The sequence below is a fragment of the Streptomyces sp. NPDC088252 genome, from assembly GCF_044740965.1.
GTDB lineage: Bacteria > Actinomycetota > Actinomycetes > Streptomycetales > Streptomycetaceae > Streptomyces.
The window spans coordinates 42,859-64,735 of record NZ_JBIURS010000033.1; the positions used below are offsets into that span (position 1 = coordinate 42,859).

Below are 21,877 nucleotides of genomic sequence, written 5' to 3' on the forward strand. Positions count from 1 at the left end.
TTCACCCATCCCTGTGGAATCGTGTGGCCCGGAGCCAGTAGCGCCGACGTTGGAAGGCGTATGTGGGCAGGTCGACGAGGCGGGCGCCGGAACCGGAGAAAAGGTCGGCCCAGTCCACGAACTGGCCCTGGCAGTAGGCCTCGACCTGCGCGCGAAGGCCGGCCGGGGCGGATGCGCCGATGACTCCGGGCTCCGCGCGTCCCTCAGCAAGCGCGGCCAGGACCTGCAGGAAGCCGTCGCGGTCGGCCGCCAGCACTGCAGCGCGGTGTCTCAGACCGGCACGGCTTGCAGCCAGCGAACGGGCCACGTCCCAGTCCCCCACCTCGGGGTGTTCGGCCAGGTGGGCGTGCAGGCGGGTGGCCTGCGCGCGCAGCGCCGGCACGGACGCGGCGGACAGCAACCACGGCACGGGCGACCGGCGGGCGGGGCCGGTGGCCGTAGTCCGGTCGGGAGAGTCCGGAGGCAGCGACTGGTCGAGCGGTCCGGGCGGCGGTGCCTGCTCGATGATGACGTGGGCGTTGGTGCCGCTGACTCCGTAGGAGGAGATGCCCGCGCGGCGCGGCCGATCCCGCTCCGGCCAAGGCACCGGCTCGGCCAGCAGCCGGACCGTACCCGCAGACCAGTCCACCAGCGGCGTCGGCTGCTCGGCGTGCAGCGACCTCGGCAGCAGGCCGTTCCGCATGGCCAGCACCAACTTGATGATGCCGCCGATGCCGCCCGCCGCCTGCGTGTGCCCGATGTTCGACTTCAGGGTCCCCAGCCACAGGGGCTGCCCCGGCGGGCGCTCGGCACCGTAGGAGTCCATCAACGCCTGCACCTCGATCGAGTCCCCCAAGGGTGTGCCCGTACCGTGCGCCTCCACCGCGTCGATGTCCGCGGGTCCCAGCCGGGCGGCTTCGAGCGCCTCGCGGATCATCCGCCTGTGCGCCTGCCCGTTGGGCGCGGTGAGCCAATGGGACACACCGTCTTGGACGACTGCGGAACCCCGCACCACCGCGAGGATCGTACGGCCGTTGCGCCGGGCGTCCGACAGCCGTTCCAGGGCGAGCATCCCGGCTCCCTCGGACATCCCCATACCGTCCATGTCGGCGGAGAAGGACTTGCAGCGTCCGTCCGGGGCCAGCGCACGCGACCGGCTGAAGGTCACCAGCGGGCTCGGGGTCGCCATCACCGTGGCCCCGCCCACCAGCGCCAGCGAGGACTCTCCGCTGCGCAGCGACTGGATCGCCAGATGCAGCGCCACGAGCGCCGAGGAACACGCCGTGTCCACCGTCACGGCCGGTCCATGGAGCCCGAACGCGTACGCGATCCGACCCGAGGCCACACTCCCCAGGCTGCCGACCGCCAGGTCGCCCTCGAACCCCTCGGGCGGCCGGGGCACGTTTCCGCCATAATCGTTGTAGATGACGCCGGCGAACACACCGGTCCGGCTCTCCCGCAAGGACGTGGGGTCGATACCCGCCCGCTCCAGCGCCTCCCAGGCCGTCTCCAGAAGCAGCCGCTGCTGCGGGTCGATGGCCAGTGCCTCATTCTCGGAGATCCGGAAGGGATCCGGGTCGAAGTCCGCGGCATCGTGCAGGAAGCCGCCCTCCTGGGTGTAACAGGTGCCCGGCCGGTCGGGGTCGGGATCATAGAGGTCCTCGTCCCAGTCCCGGTCGGACGGGAACTTCGAGATTGCGTCCTGGCCGTTCTCCAGCAGCCGCCACAGGTCCTCCGGGGTCTGCACGCCGCCCGGGAACCGGCAGGCCATGCCGACGATGGCCACCGGCTCGTTCTGCCGCTCCGCCGCCTCGGCGAGGTCCGCCAATTCCCTCTTGGCACGACGGAGATCGAGCGTCACACGTTTGAGGTAGTCCCGCAGCTGGGTCTCGTTTGCCATGAGCGAGGGGAGCCTTCCCTTGAGGTCGGTCGAGGTCCGGGGCCGGGCGGATCGGCGGATGAGATTCCGCTCACCGGTCGGCGGCGCCGAGTTCTTCGTCGATCAGCTGCAAGAGCTGCTCGTCGGTGGCGTCCGCGATGTCGGCATCGTCGACCGCGTCGGCATCGGAGGCGTGCGATGCGGACGATGCCTCTTCGGACGGGGCAGTCGCCGTCGCGCCGAAGAGCCGGGCGCCGATGTAGCGCGCCAACGCGGACGGCGTGGGGTGGTCGAAGACGAGCGTGGCGGGCAGCCGCAGGCCGGTGGCCTCGTCGAGGACGTTTCGGAGCTGGGTCGCGGTGAGCGAGTCGAAGCCCAAATCGGCCAGGTAGTGCTCGGGCGGGATGCCGCCCGCCTCGGAGTGCCTCAGCACACCGGCGATCCGGGCCCGTACCAGGTCCAGCAGCTCAGCCGCCCGCTCCGGCTCCGGCATCCCGGCCAGCCTCGTCCGCAGACCGTCCGTGTCGGCAGATCCCGTACGCAGCGCACCGTCCTGCGGCCCGGCGGGGACCAAGGCACTCAGGAGCGGCGGCACCGGTGCGCCCGAAGCGCGCAGTGCGGTCATGTCCAGCCGCGCCGTCATCAGTACCGGCGCTTCGGTGTTCGCCACCGAGTCGAAGAGGGCGAGGCCCTGTTCGGCGTCCAGAGGCAGCACCCCGGTGCGGCGGAGCTGCGCGGCCAGACCGTCCCGGTCCAGCTCGCCAATCATCCCGCTGTCCGTGTCCCAGTAACCCCACGCCAGCGCGGTGCCCGGCAGCCCGGCGGCCGCGCGGTGCCACGCCAACGCCTCCAACAGCGCGTTCGCGGCTGCGTAGTTGCCCTGCCCTGGCGCGCCGAGCGTCGCCGCCGCCGAGGAGAAGAGCACGAACCTCCGCAGATCCAGGCCCAGCTCGTCGGCCAGTTCGTGGAGGTGGAGCGCGGCGTCGGCCTTCGGCCGGAACGCCCTGGCGATCCGGTCGGGCCCGAGCGAGCCGATCACCCCGTCGTCGAGCGCGCCTGCCGCGTGCACGACCGCGGTCAGCGGGCGTTCCGTCGGTACGGCTGCCAGCAACCGCGCCAGCGCACCGCGGTCCCCGGCGTCGCACGCGGTGACGGACACCGTTGCCGCGCCCAGCTCGTACAGCTCGCGCTCCAGGTCGGACGCGCCCGGCGCCTGCGGACCCTGACGGCCTATCAGCAGCAGGTGCCGTACGCCGTGCCCGCTCACCAGGCGGCGGGCGACCAGGCCGCCCAGCGCCCCGGTTCCACCGGTGATCAGCACCGTACCGTCGGGGTCCCCGAAGGTCGCGCGGTCCGGGTCGCCGGGCGCGTCCGGGTCTCCTTCCGGGGCTTTGGCACGCACCAGGCGCGGCGCCAGGGCCTGTCCCGCCCGCACCGCCAGCTGGGGCTCGCGAGTGGCCACCGCGCCGGGAATCGCGCGGAGCGACGCACTGTCGTCGTCGGTGTCCAGCAGCACGAACCGGTCCGGGTTCTCGCTCTGCGCCGAGCGCACCAGCCCCCACGACGCGGCGTGCGCCAGATCGGGCACGCGCTCGTCCGCACCCGCGGCGACCGCGCCCCGCGTCACCAGCACCAGTCGGCTCTGGTTCAGCCGCTCCTGCCCCAGCCATTCCTGGAGAAGCGCCAACGCTCGGCAGGTCGCCTCGCGGGCCCGGTCGGCGAGCGCGCCCTCCCGTGTGTCCTGGACCTGCGACGCGAAGTGGGGTACGAGCAGCACATCCGGTGCGGAGGCGCCGCCATCCAACGCCACCTGCAGCGCGGAGAGATCGTCGTAACGCTCGGCACCGGGCACGTTCAGGCCGTCCCCGAGCACCGCCCACGATCCGCCAGCGCCGGCCGGCGGCACCGGCTGCCACTCGGTGCGGAAAGGCGCGTCGCGGCGGCTGTCCCTGGCCGCGGTGATCTGTTCCAGGTCCACCGTAAGAAGCGTGAGCGCCTCCACCGCAGCCACCGGCCGGCCGTCGGTGCCGCTCACCGTCAACGACACGGAATCGGGGCCGCCGGGCACCAGGTGGACCCGCAGTTCGGATACGCCCGCGGCCTCCCGGGTCACCTTCCGCCAGGCGGAGGGCAGCCGCAGCTCGGTGGCGTCCAGACCGAGTGGGTGCAGGGCCGCGTCGAGCAGCGCGGGGTGCAGGATGAACGAACCGGGCTTCCAGGTCGACGCCGACGGGCCGTCCACGGGGAGCTGCGGCAGGCGCACCTCGGCGAACAGTTCCTCGCCGCGCCGCCACACCGCGTGCAGTCCCCGGAACGCCGGTCCGTACTCCGCACCGAGGGACGTGAGCCGCCCGTACAGCCCCTCGACGGGCACCGGCTCGGCTCCCGGCGGCGGCCAGACGCCGGGGCCCTCGGGCGCCCGGCCGTCGCCGATGGCGAGCGCCCCCCTGGCATGGCAGGTCCAGGGCTGTCCCGGTGGCGTGTCATCCGTACGGGAGTACACGGACACCGGCCGGTGACCGGAGTCGTCCGGCTCGCCGACGGTCACCTGCACGCGGACATTGCCCTGTTCCGGCAGCACGAGCGGCGCCTCCAGCACCAACTCGGCCAGCTCGTCGCACCCCACCTCCTCACCGGCACGCAACGCCATCTCCACGAACGCCGTCCCCGGCAGCAGCACCGACCCCGCCACCGTGTGATCGGCCAGCCAGGGATGAGACTCCAGGGACAGACGGCCCGTCAGCAGCACCTCACCGGTCTCCGCCGACTCCACCGCCGCGCCCAGCAGCGGATGCCCGGCCGCCGCCAGCCCGAGCCCCGCCACATCACCAGCGGCAGCCACCACGGATGCGGGCCAGAACCGCTCCCGCTGGAACGCATACGTCGGCAGTGCCACCCCGGCCGGGCCGGCCCCGAGAACCGCTTCCCAGTCGAGCCCGATCCCCCGCACATACGCCTGTCCCAGCGCGCTGACGAACTGCTCCAACTCCCCCTGGTCCCGCCGCAGCGACCCCAGCACCGCGCCCTCGTACGGCGATGCCTCCAGCACCTGCTCCACCGCGGCCGTCAGCACCGGATGCGCACTGGCCTCCACAAACACCCGGTGACCCGCCGCCAGCAGCGCCTCCACCCCGCGCTGGAACTGCACCGGCTCCCGCAGATTCCGATACCAGTACCCCGCATCCAGACCAGCGGTGTCGATCACCTCACCCGCCAACGTGGAGCAGAAGACGGCATCGGATACCGACCGCGGCTCGATGTCCGCCAGCAGTTCCCTCAGCCGCTCCTCGACCACCTCGACGTGCGCCGAGTGGGACGCGTAGTCGACCGGGACGCGGCGAGCCCAGATGCCCTCGGCCGCCAGGCCGTCCAGCAGCTGGTCGAGCGCGTCGGCATCACCCGACACCACCGTGGACGCGGGCGAATTGGCAACAGCGACCGACAACCGGCCGCCCCACGCGGCCAGGCGCTCCTCGACCACGGCCCGGCCCAGCATGACCGAGGCCATCCCGCCCTTCCCGGCCAGCTCCTTCAGCAACTGGCTGCGCAGTGCCACGATCCGTGCGGCGTCCTCCAACGACAACGCACCTGCCACGCAGGCCGCCGCGATCTCGCCCTGGGAGTGGCCCACCACCGCCGCCGGCGTCACGCCGTAGTGACGCCACAGCTCGGCCAGTCCCGTCATCACGGTGAACAGGGCGGGCTGCACGACCTCGGCGACCTGATCCAGCGAGGCCGTGCCCTCCTCCCCTCGCAAAACCGCGCGCAACGACCAGTCCAGATAGGGCGCGAAGGCCCGCTCGCACCGGTCGACCCACTCCGCGAACACCGAGGAAGAATCCAGGAGCGCCCGGCCCATGCCCACCCACTGCGACCCCTGACCGGGGAAGACCAGCACCACTCCCGGGCCTTCCGTGTCCCGGCCCGTGACCACGTCCGGGGCGGACACCCCGGCCGCCAGCGTTTCCAGCCCGGCGATCGCCGCCGCGCGGTCCCGCGCAACGACCGCGCCGCGATGCTCGAAGGCCGTACGGTGCCGGGCCAACGCCACCGCCATCCCGGCGTCCGCGACCTCGGGTGCCGTCGTCGTACGCAGGAAGTCCGCCAGCCGTCCCGCCTGCTCCCGCAGCGCCGCCTCCGACCGGCCGGAAACCGGCCACAGCACCCCACCTGCGGCCGAGCCCGGCGCGACAGCTTCCGCCTGCGACTCTTCCAGCTCCTGCGGCGCCTGCTCCAAAATGAGGTGAGCGTTGGTACCGCTGATGCCGAACGAGGAGATCCCGGCCCTGCGAGCCCGACCCGTCTCGGGCCACGGCACCGATTCCGTCACCAACTCCACCGCACCGGACGACCAGTCCACATGCGGCGACGGCGCATCCACATGCAGCGTCGCCGGCACCACACCGTGCTGTAGTCCCAGCACCGACTTGATCACACCCGCGACACCCGCCGCCGCCTGCGTATGGCCGACGTTCGACTTCATCGACCCCAACAACAGCGGATGGGCCTTCGGATCACGCTGGCCATACGTCGCCAGCAACGCCTGCGCCTCGATCGGATCACCCAGCGACGTCCCCGTACCGTGCGCCTCCACCACATCCACATCGCCCACCGACAAATCCGCCGCGGCCAACGCCTGTCGGATCACCCGCTGCTGCGACGGACCATTCGGAGCCGTCAGGCCGTTGCTCGCACCATCCTGATTCACCGCACTGCCGCGCACGACCGCCAGCACCCGGTGCCCGTTGCGGCGTGCGTCCGACAGCCGCTCCAGCACCACCATCCCCACACCCTCGCTCATGGCGGTGCCGTCGGCGGCCGCGGCGAAGGGCTTGCAGCGGCCCTCGGGCGACAGCGCCCGCTGTCGGCAGAACTCGATGTAGACGGTGGGCGTGGGAATCGCCGTCACGCCGCCCGCCAGCGCCATCGAGCACTCGCCCTGGCGCAGCGCCTGCGCCGCCAGGTGGATCGTCACCAGCGACGACGAGCACGCCGTGTCGACCGCGACCGCGGGGCCTTCGGCGCCCAGCACGTACGCCACCCGGCCCGCGGCGACACTGGTCGTGGTGCCCAGGTCGAAGTATCCCTCGACCTGGTCGAAGATCGGCTTGAGGAGCAGCGAGTAGTTCGACGGGAAGGCCCCGGCGAACACACCCGTGCGGCTGCCCCTGACCGAGGCCGGGTCGATGCCGGCCTGCTCCAGCGCCTCCCACGACGTCTCCAGCAGCAGCCGCTGCTGCGGATCCATCGCCAGCGCCTCCCGCGGCGAGATACCGAAGAACGCCGCGTCGAACTCCACGGCCTCCCTGAGGAATCCGCCGTCCCGTACGTAACTCGTCCCCTGTCCCTCGGGGTCCGGGTCGTACAGCGCCTCAAGATCCCAGCCCCGATCGTCAGGGAACGGGCCGAGCCCTTCCCCGCCGGAGGACAGCATCTCCCACAGGTCCTCGGGGGACTCCACACCGCCCGGGAAGCGACACGCCATCCCCACGATCGCGATCGGCTCCGATGCCGTGTCGCGCAGCTTCTGATTCTCCGCCCGCAGCTGCTGGACCTCGGTCAGCGATGCCCGCAGGGCGCTGACGACCTTCTCGTTGGGTGCATCCATCTCGAACTCGAACCTCGCTCTTCGGTGCTTTGTGGTCAGGAGTTGTGATCGTCAAGCGCCAGTCGGACCAGCTCGTCCACGTCCATCGCGGCGATGGCATCCGCCTCAGCGGTACGAGACGGCTCCTCGTTCCCGGGTCCGGCCGTCGCGGCCGTTTCGGGGAGCAGCCGCTCACGCAGGTAGCGGGCGAGCTCGGCGGGGGTGGGATAGTCGAACACCAGTGTGGCGGGCAGCCGCTGCCCGGTTGCCCGGGAAAGTCGGTTGCGCAGCTCGACGGTGGTGAGCGAGTCGAATCCGAGGTCGATGAAGCGGTGTTCCGGCCGTACGCCTTCGGGAGTCACGGAACCGAGCACCGCGGCCACCTCGGCCTGTACGAGGCCGCGCAGCATCCGGTCCTGCTCGGTCTCCGTGTCGGCGGCCAGCAGACGCTGGACGAGTCCGGAGGCCGCGGTCTCCGGACCGCTCGCCGCCGCACGGCGACGCCGGGGCACGCGGACCAGCCCCCGCAGCAGCAGCGGCACGGCACCCGCGCCGGACCGCAGGGCGACGGTGTCCAGTGGGGTGGTCACCAGGACGGGGTCCGCGGTGGCCGTCGCGGTGTCGAAGAGGGCGAGGCCCTGTTCGGTCTCCAGCGGCAGCACACCGATCCGGCGGAGCCGTGCCAGCATGCCGTCCCGGTCGAGGTGCCGGGTCATCCCCGTGACCTGGTCCCAGTAACCCCAGGCCAGTGAGGTGGCAGCCAGGCCCTGCGCCCTGCGGTGTGTGGCCAGGCCGTCCAGGAAGGCGTTCGCCGCGGCGTAGTTCGCCTGCCCGGCGGTGCCGAGAATGCCGGCGACGGAGGAGAACAGCACGAACAGGGACAGGTCGTGACCGCGGGTGAGTTCATGAAGGTTCCAGGCCGCCCGTACCTTCGGGGCCATGACGCGGGCGAGCTGCTCGGTGGTCAGCGAGGGGACGACGCCGTCGTCCAGGATGCCCGCCGCGTGGACCACGGCCGTCAGCGGATGGTCGCCGGGGATGTCGTCCAGGACTCCGGTCAGTGCCGCTCGGTCGGCGGCGTCGCACGCCGCGATGGTCACCTTGGTGCCCAGCGCCGTCAGCTCCGCTTCCAGTTCCGCCGTACCGGGGGCCTGCCGGCCGCTGCGGCTGGTCAGCACCACGTGCGCGAAGCGGTGCGTACGGACCAGGTGCCGCGCGACCAGGCCGCCCAGGGTGCCGGTGCCGCCGGTCACGAGCAGGGTGCCGGGCCGGTCCGGTACGTCTGGTACGAGCGCGGGGGTGTCCTGGACGTGGGGCGCCAGCCTGGGCACGAGCGCCCGCCCGCCGCGCAGCGCGATCTGGGGCTCTTCGGCCGCGATCGCCGCCGTGAGTGCGGCGGGCAGCGCCGCCCAGGACGACGGGTCGTCATCCATGTCCACGAGCAGGAACCGGCCGGGGTTCTCGGTCTCCGCCGAGCGCACCAGCCCCCATACCGGGGCGCAGGCCAGGCCGGTGACGTCCGCGCCGGGCTCGGTAGCCACCGCGCTGCTGGTGAGCACAGCCAGCCGGGAGCCGGCCCAGCGGTCTTCGGCGAGCCATTGCTGTACTAGCCCCAGCACGTCCGCCGTGACCGCCGCCGCCGACTGCGGTACGTCCACGCCGGCGGCCACGCCCGGATACGGCGCCAGTACCACGCCGGGCGCTCGGTCGCGGAGGGCGGCCAGGTCCGGGTAGGTGCCGGCTCGCAGGGCCGTTCCGGCACGGGCGGCGACGTCCCGCGCGCCCAGGTCCGTACCGGCGTCAATGACCGCGTATGTGTCCGTGGCCGCATCGGCCTTCGCCTCGGGCAGCGGCTGCCAGGCCAGGCGGAAGAGCGCCTGCCCGGCGCCGTCACGGGCCTGGCGCAGCCGCTCGACCGGGACCGGCCGGGTCACCAGCTCACGCGCCGACGCCACCGGCCGGCCCGTGAGGTCGGCCAGCTCGACGGCCACCGCGCCGGTGCCCCGGGGCAGCAGCCGGACCCGTAGCCCATCGGCGCCCGTGGCGTGCAGCCGGACGGCGTTCCAGGAGAACGGGAGCCAAGGCCCCTCGCCGGAGTCGTCGAGACCGCCGTTGAGCAGCATCGGGTGGAGAGCGGTGTCCAGCAGGGCGGGGTGCAGGCCGAATGCACCGGCGGCCGGGTCGCCCCCGCGCGGTGCGCCGGTGCGGGGCTGCGGCAGGCGCACCTCGGCGAACAGTTCCTCGCCGCGGCGCCACACCGCGTGCAGTCCCTGGAACACCGGGCCGTAGTCGTAGCCGCGCCGCGTCGTGCGTGCGTAGAAGTCCTCGACCGGCACCGGCTGTGCGCCGGCCGGCGGCCACGACGCGTCGGCACCCCCTACGTCATCCGAAACCGCATCGTCGGAACCGGGCGTCGCGGCTTCGGCGACCAGACCGCTCGCATGCCGGGTCCACGGGTCTCCAGGGCCCGCTGTCTCGTCCCGGGAGTGGATGCCGACCGGCCGGTGACCGTCCACGTTCGGCTCACCGACCGTCACCTGCACGCGGACATTGCCCTGTTCCGGCAGCACGAGCGGCGCCTCCAGCACCAACTCGGCCAGCTCGTCGCACCCCACCTCCTCGCCGGCGCGCAGCGCCATCTCCACGAATGCCGTTCCCGGCAGCAGCACCGACCCGGCCACCGTGTGATCGGCCAGCCAGGGATGAGACTCCAGGGACAGACGGCCCGTCAGCAGCACCTCACCGGTCTCCGCCGACTCCACCGCCGCGCCCAGCAGCGGATGCCCGGCCGCCGTCAGCCCGAGCCCCGCCGCATCACCGGCGGCGGGCGCCACGGATGCGGGCCAGAACCGCTCCCGCTGGAACGCATACGTCGGCAGTGCCACCCTGGCCGGGCCGGCCCCGAGAACCGCTTCCCAGTCGAGCCCGATCCCCCGCACATACGCCTGTCCCAGCGCGGTGACGAACTGCTCCAACTCCCCCTGGTCCCGCCGCAGCGACTCCAGCACCGCGCCCTCGTACGGCGATGCCTCCAGCACCTGCTCCACCGCGGCCGTCAGCACCGGATGCGCACTGGCCTCCACAAACACCCGGTGACCCGCCGCCAGCAGCGCCTCCACCCCGCGCTGGAACTGCACCGGCTCCCGCAGATTCCGATACCAGTACCCCGCGTCCAGACCAGCGGTGTCGATCACTTCACCGGTCACCGTGGAGCAGAAAACGACATCGGATGCCGACCGCGGCTCGATGTCCGCCAGCAGTTCCCTCAGACGCTCCTCGACCACCTCGACGTGCGCCGAGTGGGACGCGTAGTCGATGGGGACGCGGCGAGCCCAGATGCCCTCGGCCGCCAGGCCGTCCAGCAGCTGGTCGAGCGCGTCGGCATCACCCGACACCACCGTGGACGCAGGCGAGTTGGCAACAGCGACCGACAACCTGCCGTCCCAGGCGGCCAGGCGCTCCTCGACCACGGCCCGGCCCAGCATGACCGAGGCCATCCCGCCCTTCCCGGCCAGCTCCTTCAGCAACTGGCTGCGCAGTGCCACGATCCGTGCGGCATCCTCCAACGACAACGCACCTGCCACGCAGGCCGCCGCGATCTCGCCCTGGGAGTGCCCCACCACCGCCGCCGGCGTCACGCCGTAGTGACGCCACAGCTCGGCCAGTCCCGTCATCACGGTGAACAGGGCGGGCTGCACGACGTCGTCGCCCTGATCGAGCGAGGCCGTGCCCTCCTCCCCTCGCAAAACCGCGCGCAACGACCAGTCCATGTACGGGGCGAAGGCCCGCTCGCACCGGTCGACCCACTCCGCGAACACCGAGGAAGAATCCAGGAGCGCCCGGCCCATACCCACCCACTGCGACCCCTGACCAGGGAAGACCAGCACCACTCCCTGACCCGACGCCACCACGCGATCGGTCACCACCCCGGACGACTCCGTCCCGTCCGCGAGTGCTTCCAGGCCTGCCACCACCTCCGACCGGTCCCGTGCCACCACCACGCCGCGATGCTCGAAGGCCGTACGGTGCCGGGCCAGCGCCGCCGCGATGCCCGCGTCGGTCACTTCGGGGCCCGTGTCGTCGAATCCCGCGCCGTTCGGTCCCGTATGCAGGAAGTCCGCCAGCCGTCCCGCCTGCTCCCGCAGCGCCGCCTCCGACCGGCCGGAAACCGGCCACAGCATCGCACCGCGGACCGGCTCCCCACCGACCGGATGCCTGCGGGCCGGCTCCCCCTCCTCCGGGGCCTGCTCCACGATCACATGGGCGTTGGTCCCGCTCATCCCGAACGAGGAGATCCCGGCCCTGCGAGCCCGACCGGTCTCGGGCCACGGCACCTGCTCCGTCACCAACTGCACCGCGCCCGCCGACCAGTCCACGTGCGGGGAGGGCGCATCCACGTGCAGCGACGCCGGCACCACACCGTGCTGCAGCGCCAGCACCGACTTGATCACACCCGCGACACCCGCCGCCGCCTGCGCATGACCGATGTTCGACTTCACCGATCCCAGCAACAACGGTGCGGATTCCGGCGCCCGTTGACCGTACGTCGCCAGCAGCGCCTGCGCCTCGATCGGATCACCGAGGGTCGTCCCCGTACCGTGCGCCTCCACCACATCCACATCGCCCACCAACAGCCCGGCCGACGCCAGTGCTTGCCGGATCACCCGCTGCTGCGACGGACCATTCGGAGCCGTCAGGCCGTTGCTCGCACCATCCTGATTCACCGCGCTGCCGCGCACCACCGCCAGCACCCGATGCCCCAGCCGCCGCGCATCGGACAACCGCTCCAGCACCACCATCCCCACACCCTCGGCGGGGCCGAAGCCGTCCGCGCTCGCGGCGAAGGGGCGGCAGCGGCCGTCGGTCGACAGCGCGCGCTGCCTACAGAAGCCCAGGTAGACGCTGGGGCCGGAGAACATGGTCGCACCGCCGGCCAGCGCCATGGAGCACTCGCCCTGGCGCAGCGCCTGCGCAGCCAGGTGGAGCGTCACCAGCGACGACGAGCACGCCGTGTCGACGGTCAGCGCGGCCCCTTCCAGGCCCAGGGCGTAGGCCACCCGGCCGGAGGCCACACTGTTGTGGGTGCCGGTCGTGTAGTACATATCGCTCTCGGGCACGGACTTGGCGATCAGCGGGTAGTCGAAGGTGGCAACCCCGGCGTACACCGCGGTCCGTGACCCCCTCAGTGACGTGGGATCGATACCGGCCCGCTCCAGCGCCTCCCACGACGTCTCCAGCAGCAGCCGCTGCTGCGGATCCATCGCCAGCGCCTCCCGCGGCGAGATACCGAAGAACGCCGCGTCGAACTCCAGGGCGTGGTCGAGGAATCCGCCTTCCCGCACGTAACTGGTGCCCTGCCGCTCGGGGTCGGGGTCGTACAGCGCCTCAAGATCCCAGCCCCGATCGTCAGGGAAGGGGCCGTGTCCCTCCGCGCCGGAGGAGACCAGCTCCCACAGATCCTCCGGGGACTCCACACCGCCCGGGAAGCGGCAGGCCATCCCCACGATCGCGATCGGCTCTTCGCTCGCCCCCGTAGCCGTCAGCTCGGGTTCCGCAGACGCCACCGGCTCAGGTTCGCCGGCGAGTTGAGTGTCGAGGAACTCGGCCAGCAGCGTCGGCGTCGGGTGGTCGAAGACCATGGTGGACGGCAGGCTCGCGGCACTGAGACCGTCGAGCCGGTCGCGCAGGTCGACCGCGGTGAGCGAGTCCACGCCCAGGTCCAGGAACGTGGCGTCGGCCGCCACGTCCTCCGGGCCGGGGTATCCCAGCAATTCGGCCACCTGGCCGCGTACCATCTGGAGCAGGACATGGGTCCGTTCGCCGCCCGAGAGACCGACGAGTCGCTGGGCGAGCGCCGAAGCAGAATTCATGAGATCGCACCTTCAAATATCTGTGCACGGGAGCGCCCACACCACTGGGCGGCGGAGAGAACCAACGAATCACAGGGAAACTCGGGCAGAATTTCCGTTGCCGACCAAAAAATGCTGGCCCGCAGGTCAGGGTTGATACTCGTCGCACACCGTCCCGGCCGCAAGCCCCACAAGCCCTCGAAGTCTGCTGCGCCGCCCCTCCGCGGCCGGTACGGCGCCGCCAGAACCGCAGTTCCGTAGCACATAACTGCAGTTCACAGGCGTCTCCCAAAGGGAGGTCCGGCGAAGTCGCCACCCGGCCACGAATGCTGCGGCCAGGCTTTAGAACGGCCTTAGACCTGCTTCAGGGATCCCGTCCATTATTGACATCGCGGTCTTTGTGCTTTTTCGTTGAAGGCGCCTCTACCGCTGACAGCGTATGGACGAAATGCTTTATGCGCGTCCTGCGGATGGCATTCCCCCAAGCGTTTTCCCTGTTTTTACAGAGGTGTCGTCGTGAGCGATTTCGGAAGACCACCCGATTCCCCCGGTTTCGAGCCGTCCATACCCGTCGATCCGTTCGGTGTGCCAGCCGGGCGGGCCGCGGTGCTGTGCGGTGTCGGTGGCTGGGTCCCGCCGCGGGTCGTCACCAACGAAGAGCTCGCCGGGCGCCTCGACACCACAGACGAGTGGATCACCACCCGGACGGGGATCCAGCGGCGCCATGCCGTCGAGCCCGGGCAGGCCACCTCCGATCTCGCCGTGGAAGCCGGCCGCCGGGCGCTGCGCTCGGCCGGCGGCCCGGCCCCGGACACCGTCCTGCTCGCCACCACGACACCCGACCGCCCGTGCCCGGCCACCGCTCCCCTGGTCGCCGCCCGGCTCGGGCTGCGGGAGGCCGCCGCCTTCGACGTCTCGGCGGTCTGCACGGGGTTCATCTACGCCCTGGCGACCGCGGCCGGTCTGATCGCGACCGGGGTCTCCCGACGGGTCCTGGTGATCGGCGCCGATGTGTACTCCTCCATCGTCGACCCGGACGACCGCACCAACGCCATCATCTTCGGCGACGGTGCGGGCGCCGTGGTCCTGCGCGCCGGAAACCCGGCCGAACCAGGCGCACTGGACCACTTCGACCTGGGCAGCGACGGCGCGTCCGAAGAGCTGATCATGGTGGCGGCCGGGGGTTCCCGGCAGTGGGCCGAATCCCGCCCACCGACCCGCGGCGAACAGCACTTCGCGATGCGCGGCAAAGAGGTGTACCGGCACGCCGTCACGCGCATAGCGGCCTCGGCCCGGGCCGCGCTCGCCGCCGCGGGCTGGAAGCCGGGCGACGTGGACTACTTCGTCCCGCACCAGGCCAACGTGCGCATCCTGCACTCCGTTGCCGACGACCTCGGGATCGAACGGTCCCGCTGCGCCAGCCATCTCGTCGACGTGGGCAACACCGGTGCCGCGTCGATTCCGCTGGCGCTGGCCCACGCCCACACCGAGAGCGCGCTCAAGCCCGGCCATCGGGTAGTGCTCACCGGCTTCGGCGGGGGCCTGACCTGGGGCTCCTGCGTACTGCGATGGCCCGACATCAGCCAAGGAGAGGACCGACGATGAGTAACCCCACGCACGAGCAGCTGTACGACCGACTGGTCGCTGTCCTGCAATATCTGCACGACGCACCGGCCGAGCAGCTGACGCCGGACGCGACGTACGCCGACCTCGGTGTCGACTCACTCACGATGGTCGAGATCTCGCTGCGGCTGGAACGCGAGGTGGGCGTCGAGGTCGCCGACAACGAGCTGTCCCAGGAGCTCTCCCTCGCGGAGACTGTGCGGCTGATCGAGTCCAAGCTCTCCGCCGACGGGCCGCTACACCAGACCACCGCGTAACACCATCAACCGGCAAACCGGCCAGAAGATCCGGCCGGCGAATCGCATCCGGGACATTCGACCGGGAAAGAGGACTGACACGATGCAGATCAAACCGCAGACCGACGGGCACATGGGCGTGACGGTGGCGGACTTCGACCACACCACCGCGTCAGACGCGGACATCGAAGCGCTCAAGCAGGCCGTCTACAAGCACAAGATCGCGGTACTGAAGGACCAGGACCTCACACCGACGGCCTTCCACGACCTCGGGAAGCGGCTGGGACAGCCGGAGGCGTACTACGAGCCGATGTACCGCCACCCGGACAACCCCGACGTCTTCGTCTCCTCCAACGTCCCGGAGAACGGCAAGCAGATCGGCGTACCGAAGACCGGCAAGTTCTGGCACGCGGACTACCAGTTCATGCCCAACCCGTTCGGGATCACCCTGATCTACCCGCAGGTCATCCCCGAGCGGAACCGCGGGACGTGCTTCATCGACATGGGCGAGGCATACCGCAAGCTGCCCGAGGAGCTGAAGGAGGCGGTGTCGGGGACGTCCTGCCGGCACAGCGTCCGCAAATATTTCAAGATCCGTCCGCAGGACGTCTACCGGCCGATCTCGGAGATCCTCAAGGAGGTCGAGACGAAGACGCCGCCGGTGGTCCATCCTACGGCCTTCGTCCACCCGATGACCGGCGAGACGGTGCTGTACATCAGCGAGGGGTTCACCGTCGGCATCGAGGACGCCGACGGCAACGCGCTGGACGACGAGCTGCTCAAGCGCCTCTTCGAGGCCACCGGCCAGCTCGACGAGGACCTCGCCCACGAGAACATCCATCTGCAGGAGTTCGAGAAGGGTGACCTGCTCGTGTGGGACAACCGCAGCCTGATCCATCGGGCCCGGCACACCACCACGCCCGAGCCCACCGTCTCCTACCGGGTCACCGTGCACGACACCCGGAAGCTGTACGAGACCGGGGCGTAGCCGTGACGGGCGCACACGCCACGGGCGCGCACAGCATCCACGAGCACGCCACTGACGAGCGGCTCCTGGCGCGCGTACTCCAGCCGTACAAGGAACACCGCACCACGTATCTGAAGTCGGCGCGGGTCACCGCAGAGGGCACCGGAGGCACGGGCGTCACCGCGCACTGCACGTTCGAGATCCCCGAGTCGTGCTACATCGACGACACCGGCCATCTCAACGCGGTCGAAATCACCATCTGTTACAACCAGATGATGTATTACACGGTCGCCGCCGCGATCCAGTGGGGACTCCTGGAGGCGTTTGCAGACTGGACGATGGACGACTTCTGGAAGCGTCAACTTCCCGACGTCCTCATCGCCCGGTTCGCCAGCAAGTTCCGGCGGCCCGTCACCCCCCGCTCCTTCTCCGGCGCCATCGAGTTCCGGTCGGTGCAGCACAGATCGCCGGGCGGCGCCGCGCCCCTGCTGATCGCCGACACGGCGTACCGCTATCACGATGCCGAGGGCGGCCGGTGCGACGGTGAAGCGACGCTCGCCTTCACCAGCCTGCCCGGATGACCGGGCCGCGTGTGCCGGCTCCGGTTCCGCTTCCGTGCGGAGCCGGAGCCGGCGCACGCGGCGACCGCCCGCCGACGGCAGGAAGGAACCCCGCATGCGCATCGCCCAGGCCTGTGAGAAGCCCCAATGACCGCACACCCGACCGCGTCTCCCGATGTGAGCAGCCCGTGGATCCGGCGGTTCGCGCCGTACGGCGGTCCGCCGCCGAGTCGGGCGCGGCTCGTGTGTTTTCCGCACGCCGGAGGGGCCGCGAGCTACTACTTCCCGCTGTCCCGGCAGCTCGCGCCCACGGTGGAGACCTGGGCCATCCAGTATCCAGGGCGTCAGGATCGGCGCAAGGAGCCGTTGCTTACCAGCCTTTCCGACATGGCGGACGCCGCCTTCGAGGCGCTGCGGCCCCACGTGAGGCCTCCGTACTCCTTCTTCGGGCACAGCATGGGCGCCCTGCTGGCGTTCGAGGTGGCCCACCGGTTCGAACGTCTCGGCCAGGACGGTCCGGTCCAGGTCTTCGCCTCCGCCCGCCGCGCGCCCTCAGCCGGCGGCCGCGAGCGCGTGCCGCCGCGGACCGACGCCGAAGTGCTGGCGGACATCAAGAGGTTGGGCGGCACCGCGCCGGGTGCGCTGGACGACGAGGGACTGCGCGCCATGATCCTCCCCGTCATCCGGGCTGACTACCGGGCGGTCGAGACGTACGTGTGCGAAACGGGGCGAACGCTGCGCTGCCCGCTGACCGTGCTCGTCGGCGACGACGATCCGATGGTGACGGTCGCCGAGGCGGCTCAGTGGCGAGCCCACTCGACGGGCGCCTTCGCCCTGTCGGTGTACCCCGGCAGCCACTTCTATCTGGCCGACCAACTCGCCGATGTAGCCCGGGACATCAGCGCCTCTCTCACCGCCGCGGTCCATGCTGGTCCGCTCCCCGCAGAAGCACAGCCCCGCGTGAGGCGCGGGTGATCGCGGGGTTGTTTCCGCTGTCGGTGGCCACGGTCGGGATGTACCACGACCGCGGCCGTCCGGCGCGGGTCCCAACCGAGGAACGGCTGGTGGCCCACGCCTGCCGGGAGCGTGTGGATGCCGGCCGACGGGACGGTTCTGGACCGTCTCACCGACCGTGAGCTCCAGGTCCTCCTGCTGCTGACACAAGGCATGTCGAACGCGGAGATCGCGGACCACCTGGTTGTCACCGAGGCCACCGTCAAGACCCACGTCGGTCGGATGCTGGCGAAGCTCGGGCTGCGGGACCGCGTCCAGGCGGTGGTCTTCGCCTACGAGACCGGGCTGGTACGTGCCGGCCAGGACCGGTCCGGCGCGTTCGGCACGCGTGACGCCGCACGTCTTTCCTGACGTCGCAAGCACGTCCCGGGTGACATCGGCCGCGGGACACGGACAAAGGAGATACCCCTGCACCGCAACGCACGGCGGGTCGTTCACCGGGCCCCGTCCATTCCAGCCTGCACGACCCTCGTGCCGACGACAGTCGGTTGTTCGTCCCGCGGCTCCGACCGCTCACCACCCCCGGACCGACGAACGAGCCCCGACCGGAAGCGGCGAGCGGTCCGACGCCGCAGGCCGGCCATATCCACTCCTCGCCCGGCGCGCAGGTGCCGGAGCTGGGCTCCGATGACACCGGCTCCGACACGACGCGGGCAACGTTGCCGCCCTGGGAGGCGGCAGCGGTCAGTGATGAGAGAGACCCCGGGCGTCCCCCGTGGGCCCCTCTCCCCAAGCGTCCCACGCCGCCAGTCACACGCCCACCGGCTCCGGCTCCTCCTCTTCCGCCCGCAGAATAGTCTGCTGCAGTTCGCGCAGCGCCCGGCACGGCTCCAGCCCCAGCTCGCGACGGATCGTCTCGCGGACGCCCCGGTACGTCGTGAGCGCCTCGGCCCGGCGTCCGGACCGGGACATGCACAGGATCAGCTGCTGATAGAACGTCTCGTGCAAGGGATGGTCGACGACGAGGGACCGCAGCAGCCCGATCATCTCCTGATAGCGGCCAAGGGCCATGCTGGACTCGACGAACAGCTCGGCGCATTCGATACGAGCCTCGTCCAGCCACTTGACGAATCCGCCGATGACCGGTCCGTCCGACACCTCGCTGAGCGTAGTCCCCCGGGGGAGCGCGAACGCGGACCCCAGCACGGTGACCGCCTTGTCGTACCGCCTCGCCCGAACACTGACCCGCCCCTCGTGGAGCAGCCGCTGGAAGAGATGCAGGTCCGACTCTCCGGGGCCGACCCGCAGGAGATAGCCAGGCAACTTGGTGATGAGCGGGCCCTGGTCATGCCCGGATCCACCGTCGTGCCCCGCCCCACTCAGGAACTTGCGCAGCTGCGATACGTACACGTGCAGGGCCGCCGTCGCCCGGCGCGGTGGCGTACTGCCCCAGAGCTCGTTGACCAGCGCTTCACGGGAGACGACATGATTCGCCCGGATGAGCAAGGTGGCCAGCAGAATCTGCATTTTCGGCGCGGTGATCGCGGAAATCCGGTTGTTATCGGTCACGCTCAAGGGCCCGAGAATTTCGTATCGCACCAACGGCTCCTCAAACTCCAACAGCACTTTTCCTGCCTTCACTTCGGGTGTACGGGCCGTCGCCGCGCTCGACTCGTATCCGCCCCGCCAGGCGTAGACCTGGAATCCGCGTCCCGACTTCTTTCCCAGCAGCCCGCCTTCGACCATGCGCGGACAACAGGGCGTTGACCAGAAATTCCGCGCGGTCGGGCGACTTGATGACGGTTTTCCCCAGCCGCGTCCGGGCCGATGACCTGGTACGGGCGGTCGTGGCGCGTGGCGCAACCGCCCTCCTTCGCCCTCGGCGCGTAGATGGGCCACCATGTACGCGCTCGGCAGTTCGAGCCTTTCGAGCTCTTCTGGTTCGGCGCCGCCCAGCACCCCCTCGGCAAGGGATCCATGTTCTTCTTCGCCTCCCCTGAAGAGCCACTTTCCTTGCCTCTTACGCTATGCAGGGCGACCGGGCCACTCAAGCCCGCTCAACCCCTAACAACCCCTATCTCGGACCCCACAAGGGAGGGGAGACCGACTGGCCACGCCCCCAGGGCCGTTGCGTGATCGAGATGTGTCTTTGCCAGGCTGAGGCCAAGGGCTGACAGGGGCCGCTGGTAGTCGCGGGCGGTGCGCCGGAGGGCAGCGTGCGGCGTCTTACGGCCTGATCCACTCTCTTTCGTGCACCAGGCCGTAAGGCCGTCGTCCCGCCCCCGTGGCGGGGAGCGGGACGATGCGGGCTGTCAGGCTGAGCGACCGGTCAGGCGCTGCACTCGAGGCTGATGGCCGCGGCGGCGTGGTGGGCGTTCTGGTATCCGGACCCGTAATCGACGCCGCGGGTGTGCAGCTTGACGGAGAATGCGCCGTTGCTGCTGTCGAACGAGCCGCCGGACACCCATTTGCCGCGGTTGCGGACCTGGTCGACCGTGAAGTCACTGAGCTGCTTCCCCGATCCGTCCACGGTCTTGTACACGGAGTAGTGGCTCGGGTGGCCGCCGACGTGGCCGACGTTGCCGTCGCCCGGGACGAACACCTTGACTTCGCACGACCCGGATTTCACCGGCGCGGTGCGGAACGTCCACAGCGCGTAGTTGCCGTCGTCGCCGTTGTGGCCGGACATCGGTACGGACGTGAAGCGCCCGCCGCAGCCGCCCCCGGCGTAGCTGCCTTCTTGCGTCGTCCAGCCCGACTGGCCGTCGGCATACCTGCCCTGTTCCTTGTAGCCCGTGGACTTGTCCGAGCAGTACGGCCCGGCCACGGCGTAGTACGCGGGAGAAGCGGAGTGATGGTCGTTGGCCTGGTCGCCATCCGGCGGCACCGCCCCGCCGCCGGAGGACGAGGAGTCACCGCCATGACCGCCCCCGGACGCCTCGCCCTGTGCCTGGTCCGTGCCAGGCACCAGCCCCGGGCCGCCCTGCTTCCCCGTGTAATCGTCCCCGGCCCGGGGGGAGTTGTCGTCCGAGTGGTGCCCCACGAGTCCCGCGATCAGGAACGGCGAGCAAAGCAGCAGCACCCCGGCGAGTGCCGCCGCGGCCGCCATCGGCTTGGACACCCGGCCCGTCGGACCGTCGGGGCCGTCCTTCTCCGTGGCGGCGTCCTGCCTGGGGCCGGACGACGCCACGGCGGCCGCCGACGCCGAGGCCGCCGCCCCGGACTGCGCTGCGGCTTTCGCGCCGGACTTCGCTTCGGACTTCGCCCCTGTCGCTGCCGACGCGGCGGCGGACGTGCCCTTCCGCGCACCGTCCGAAGCCGCTGCGGTATCGGAAGCCGGTGCCGCGGCCGGGTCACCGGAGACGACGGGCACCGGAGCCGAACCTGTGGACAAGGTGTTCGTCATCGGCGGCGGCGCTGCCCCGGGCCGCTCCGGTGCGTTCTGCTCCGATTCACGCGATCCCGGTTCGGGGACGGCCGACTCCGCCGACACCGCCCCGCCGGCGGCCGCCTCCTGACGCGCGCCACCGCCTTCGCGGGACTCTTCGGGTTCCCTGGGCGCCATGGTCTGCTCTCCTCTTGTTCCTCGTTGCTGCTGGGGGTGTTGCCGCGCGTGTGCGAACACACTTGCGTGCCGCTGAGGTGTGGTCTCCCTAGGAGTGTGGGTCGGCGCCCGGTCGAGGATGCCGTCGGTGAGCGCACGGGCTCGGATCGGCCAGCGCCGCCTGGGTACTGGCCTGGCGCATCCCCTTTAGCGCCGACACCACCGTCAAGGCCGCCCCCGGTATCGCAGCCGACTCCTCCCCGACCAGTTCATCGGCTGCCACGCGTCAAGGTCGACCGACACCGGTGCCAGGATCTTCGACTGCGGCTCGATGCCGAGCCGCCAAGGGGCGAGCTCGGCGATGTCCGAGTCGTCGGCGTCGGCACACAGCAGCGGACGCGGACCGACCGACGACTCGGCGTGCTCCATCGGCAGCACGGCGAAGCGGACGGCCCCATGACGCCACGCAACTGATTGTACGTGCGATGCCGAACGCCTGGGGCCGCGTGCCGGGCGGTCACCGCGAAACTCAGGTCGATCGCGCCATCAGTCACATGGGCGACCGCCGAGCCCGCCGCCCGCGGGTACATCGTCCGGCGGTGCAGGCCGGCAGCCGGCGGAGTCCCGCGGCGGTCGCCGGGGATCCGGGGTCCCGTCAGCCGATTCCGTACGCCGGACCGTTGCCGAACCGGCCGACCG

At 71.0% G+C, this 21,877-nt stretch carries 10 protein-coding genes and 2 pseudogenes; 6 read left to right on the forward strand and 6 right to left on the reverse strand.

The features are described from left to right. Position 1: 1 nt before the first annotated feature. The 3 genes and pseudogenes from ACIOHC_RS39095 to ACIOHC_RS39105 form a co-directional block, all read right to left on the reverse strand. The gene (locus ACIOHC_RS39095; protein WP_351085242.1) at positions 2–1,879 is read right to left on the reverse strand and encodes a beta-ketoacyl synthase N-terminal-like domain-containing protein; all 1,878 of its coding nucleotides are present in this window, start codon (positions 1,877–1,879) and stop codon (positions 2–4) included. Positions 1,880–1,949: 70 nt separating this feature from the next. Continuing rightward, the gene (locus ACIOHC_RS39100; RefSeq protein WP_401846317.1) at positions 1,950–7,466 is read right to left on the reverse strand and encodes a type I polyketide synthase; all 5,517 of its coding nucleotides are present in this window, start codon (positions 7,464–7,466) and stop codon (positions 1,950–1,952) included. A 35-nt stretch (positions 7,467–7,501) separates the two neighbouring features. Then, positions 7,502–13,309: pseudogene (locus ACIOHC_RS39105) on the reverse strand (type I polyketide synthase); the annotation flags it as partial. A 549-nt stretch (positions 13,310–13,858) separates the two neighbouring features. On the opposite strand from ACIOHC_RS39105, the gene ACIOHC_RS39110 reads away from it, so the two are divergent. The 6 genes and pseudogenes from ACIOHC_RS39110 to ACIOHC_RS39135 all read left to right on the forward strand — a co-directional run. Continuing rightward, the gene (locus ACIOHC_RS39110; protein WP_389638673.1) at positions 13,859–14,899 is read left to right on the forward strand and encodes a beta-ketoacyl-ACP synthase III; all 1,041 of its coding nucleotides are present in this window, start codon (positions 13,859–13,861) and stop codon (positions 14,897–14,899) included. After that, the gene (locus tag ACIOHC_RS39115; RefSeq protein WP_351085248.1) at positions 14,896–15,174 is read left to right on the forward strand and encodes an acyl carrier protein; all 279 of its coding nucleotides are present in this window, start codon (positions 14,896–14,898) and stop codon (positions 15,172–15,174) included. The genes ACIOHC_RS39110 and ACIOHC_RS39115 overlap by 4 nt, the downstream gene beginning before the upstream one ends. 82 nt (positions 15,175–15,256) lie before the next feature. Continuing rightward, positions 15,257–16,141 carry a TauD/TfdA family dioxygenase gene (locus ACIOHC_RS39120; RefSeq protein ID WP_351085250.1) on the forward strand — a complete coding sequence of 295 codons (885 nt, stop codon included), beginning with the start codon at positions 15,257–15,259 and terminating at the stop codon, positions 16,139–16,141. A 2-nt stretch (positions 16,142–16,143) separates the two neighbouring features. Then, positions 16,144–16,701, forward strand: coding sequence for an FcoT family thioesterase (locus ACIOHC_RS39125; protein ID WP_351085252.1), 558 nt, complete (start codon positions 16,144–16,146; stop codon positions 16,699–16,701). 126 nt (positions 16,702–16,827) lie between these two features. After that, entirely contained in the window at positions 16,828–17,655 is an 828-nt protein-coding gene (locus ACIOHC_RS39130; RefSeq protein ID WP_351085254.1) for an alpha/beta fold hydrolase, read from the forward strand. Between the two features lie 138 nt (positions 17,656–17,793). Beyond that, positions 17,794–18,045, forward strand: a pseudogene (locus ACIOHC_RS39135) (response regulator transcription factor); the annotation flags it as partial. Positions 18,046–18,444: 399 nt separating this feature from the next. Here ACIOHC_RS39135 and ACIOHC_RS39140 read toward each other — a convergent pair. The 3 genes from ACIOHC_RS39140 to ACIOHC_RS39150 all read right to left on the reverse strand — a co-directional run bounded on the left by ACIOHC_RS39140 (position 18,445) and on the right by ACIOHC_RS39150 (position 21,607). Next, positions 18,445–19,203: an AfsR/SARP family transcriptional regulator gene (locus ACIOHC_RS39140; RefSeq protein WP_351085263.1), complete on the reverse strand. Its 759-nt coding sequence runs from the start codon at positions 19,201–19,203 to the stop codon at positions 18,445–18,447. A 760-nt stretch (positions 19,204–19,963) separates the two neighbouring features. Further along, the gene (locus ACIOHC_RS39145) at positions 19,964–21,199 is read right to left on the reverse strand and encodes a hypothetical protein (RefSeq protein ID WP_351085256.1); all 1,236 of its coding nucleotides are present in this window, start codon (positions 21,197–21,199) and stop codon (positions 19,964–19,966) included. A 204-nt stretch (positions 21,200–21,403) separates the two neighbouring features. Continuing rightward, positions 21,404–21,607: a hypothetical protein gene (locus ACIOHC_RS39150; protein ID WP_351085257.1), complete on the reverse strand. Its 204-nt coding sequence runs from the start codon at positions 21,605–21,607 to the stop codon at positions 21,404–21,406. Between the last annotated feature and the right edge of the window lie 270 nt (positions 21,608–21,877).

Coding starts and splice junctions, on each gene's coding strand:
- ACIOHC_RS39095 (WP_351085242.1), bottom strand. CDS start 1,879: ATGGCAAACGAGACCCAGCTGCGGGACTACCTCAAACGTGTGACGCTC.
- ACIOHC_RS39100 (WP_401846317.1), bottom strand. CDS start 7,466: ATGGATGCACCCAACGAGAAGGTCGTCAGCGCCCTGCGGGCATCGCTG.
- ACIOHC_RS39115 (WP_351085248.1), top strand. CDS start 14,896: ATGAGTAACCCCACGCACGAGCAGCTGTACGACCGACTGGTCGCTGTC.
- ACIOHC_RS39120 (WP_351085250.1), top strand. CDS start 15,257: ATGCAGATCAAACCGCAGACCGACGGGCACATGGGCGTGACGGTGGCG.
- ACIOHC_RS39130 (WP_351085254.1), top strand. CDS start 16,828: ATGACCGCACACCCGACCGCGTCTCCCGATGTGAGCAGCCCGTGGATC.
- ACIOHC_RS39145 (WP_351085256.1), bottom strand. CDS start 21,199: ATGGCGCCCAGGGAACCCGAAGAGTCCCGCGAAGGCGGTGGCGCGCGT.
- ACIOHC_RS39150 (WP_351085257.1), bottom strand. CDS start 21,607: ATGGAGCACGCCGAGTCGTCGGTCGGTCCGCGTCCGCTGCTGTGTGCC.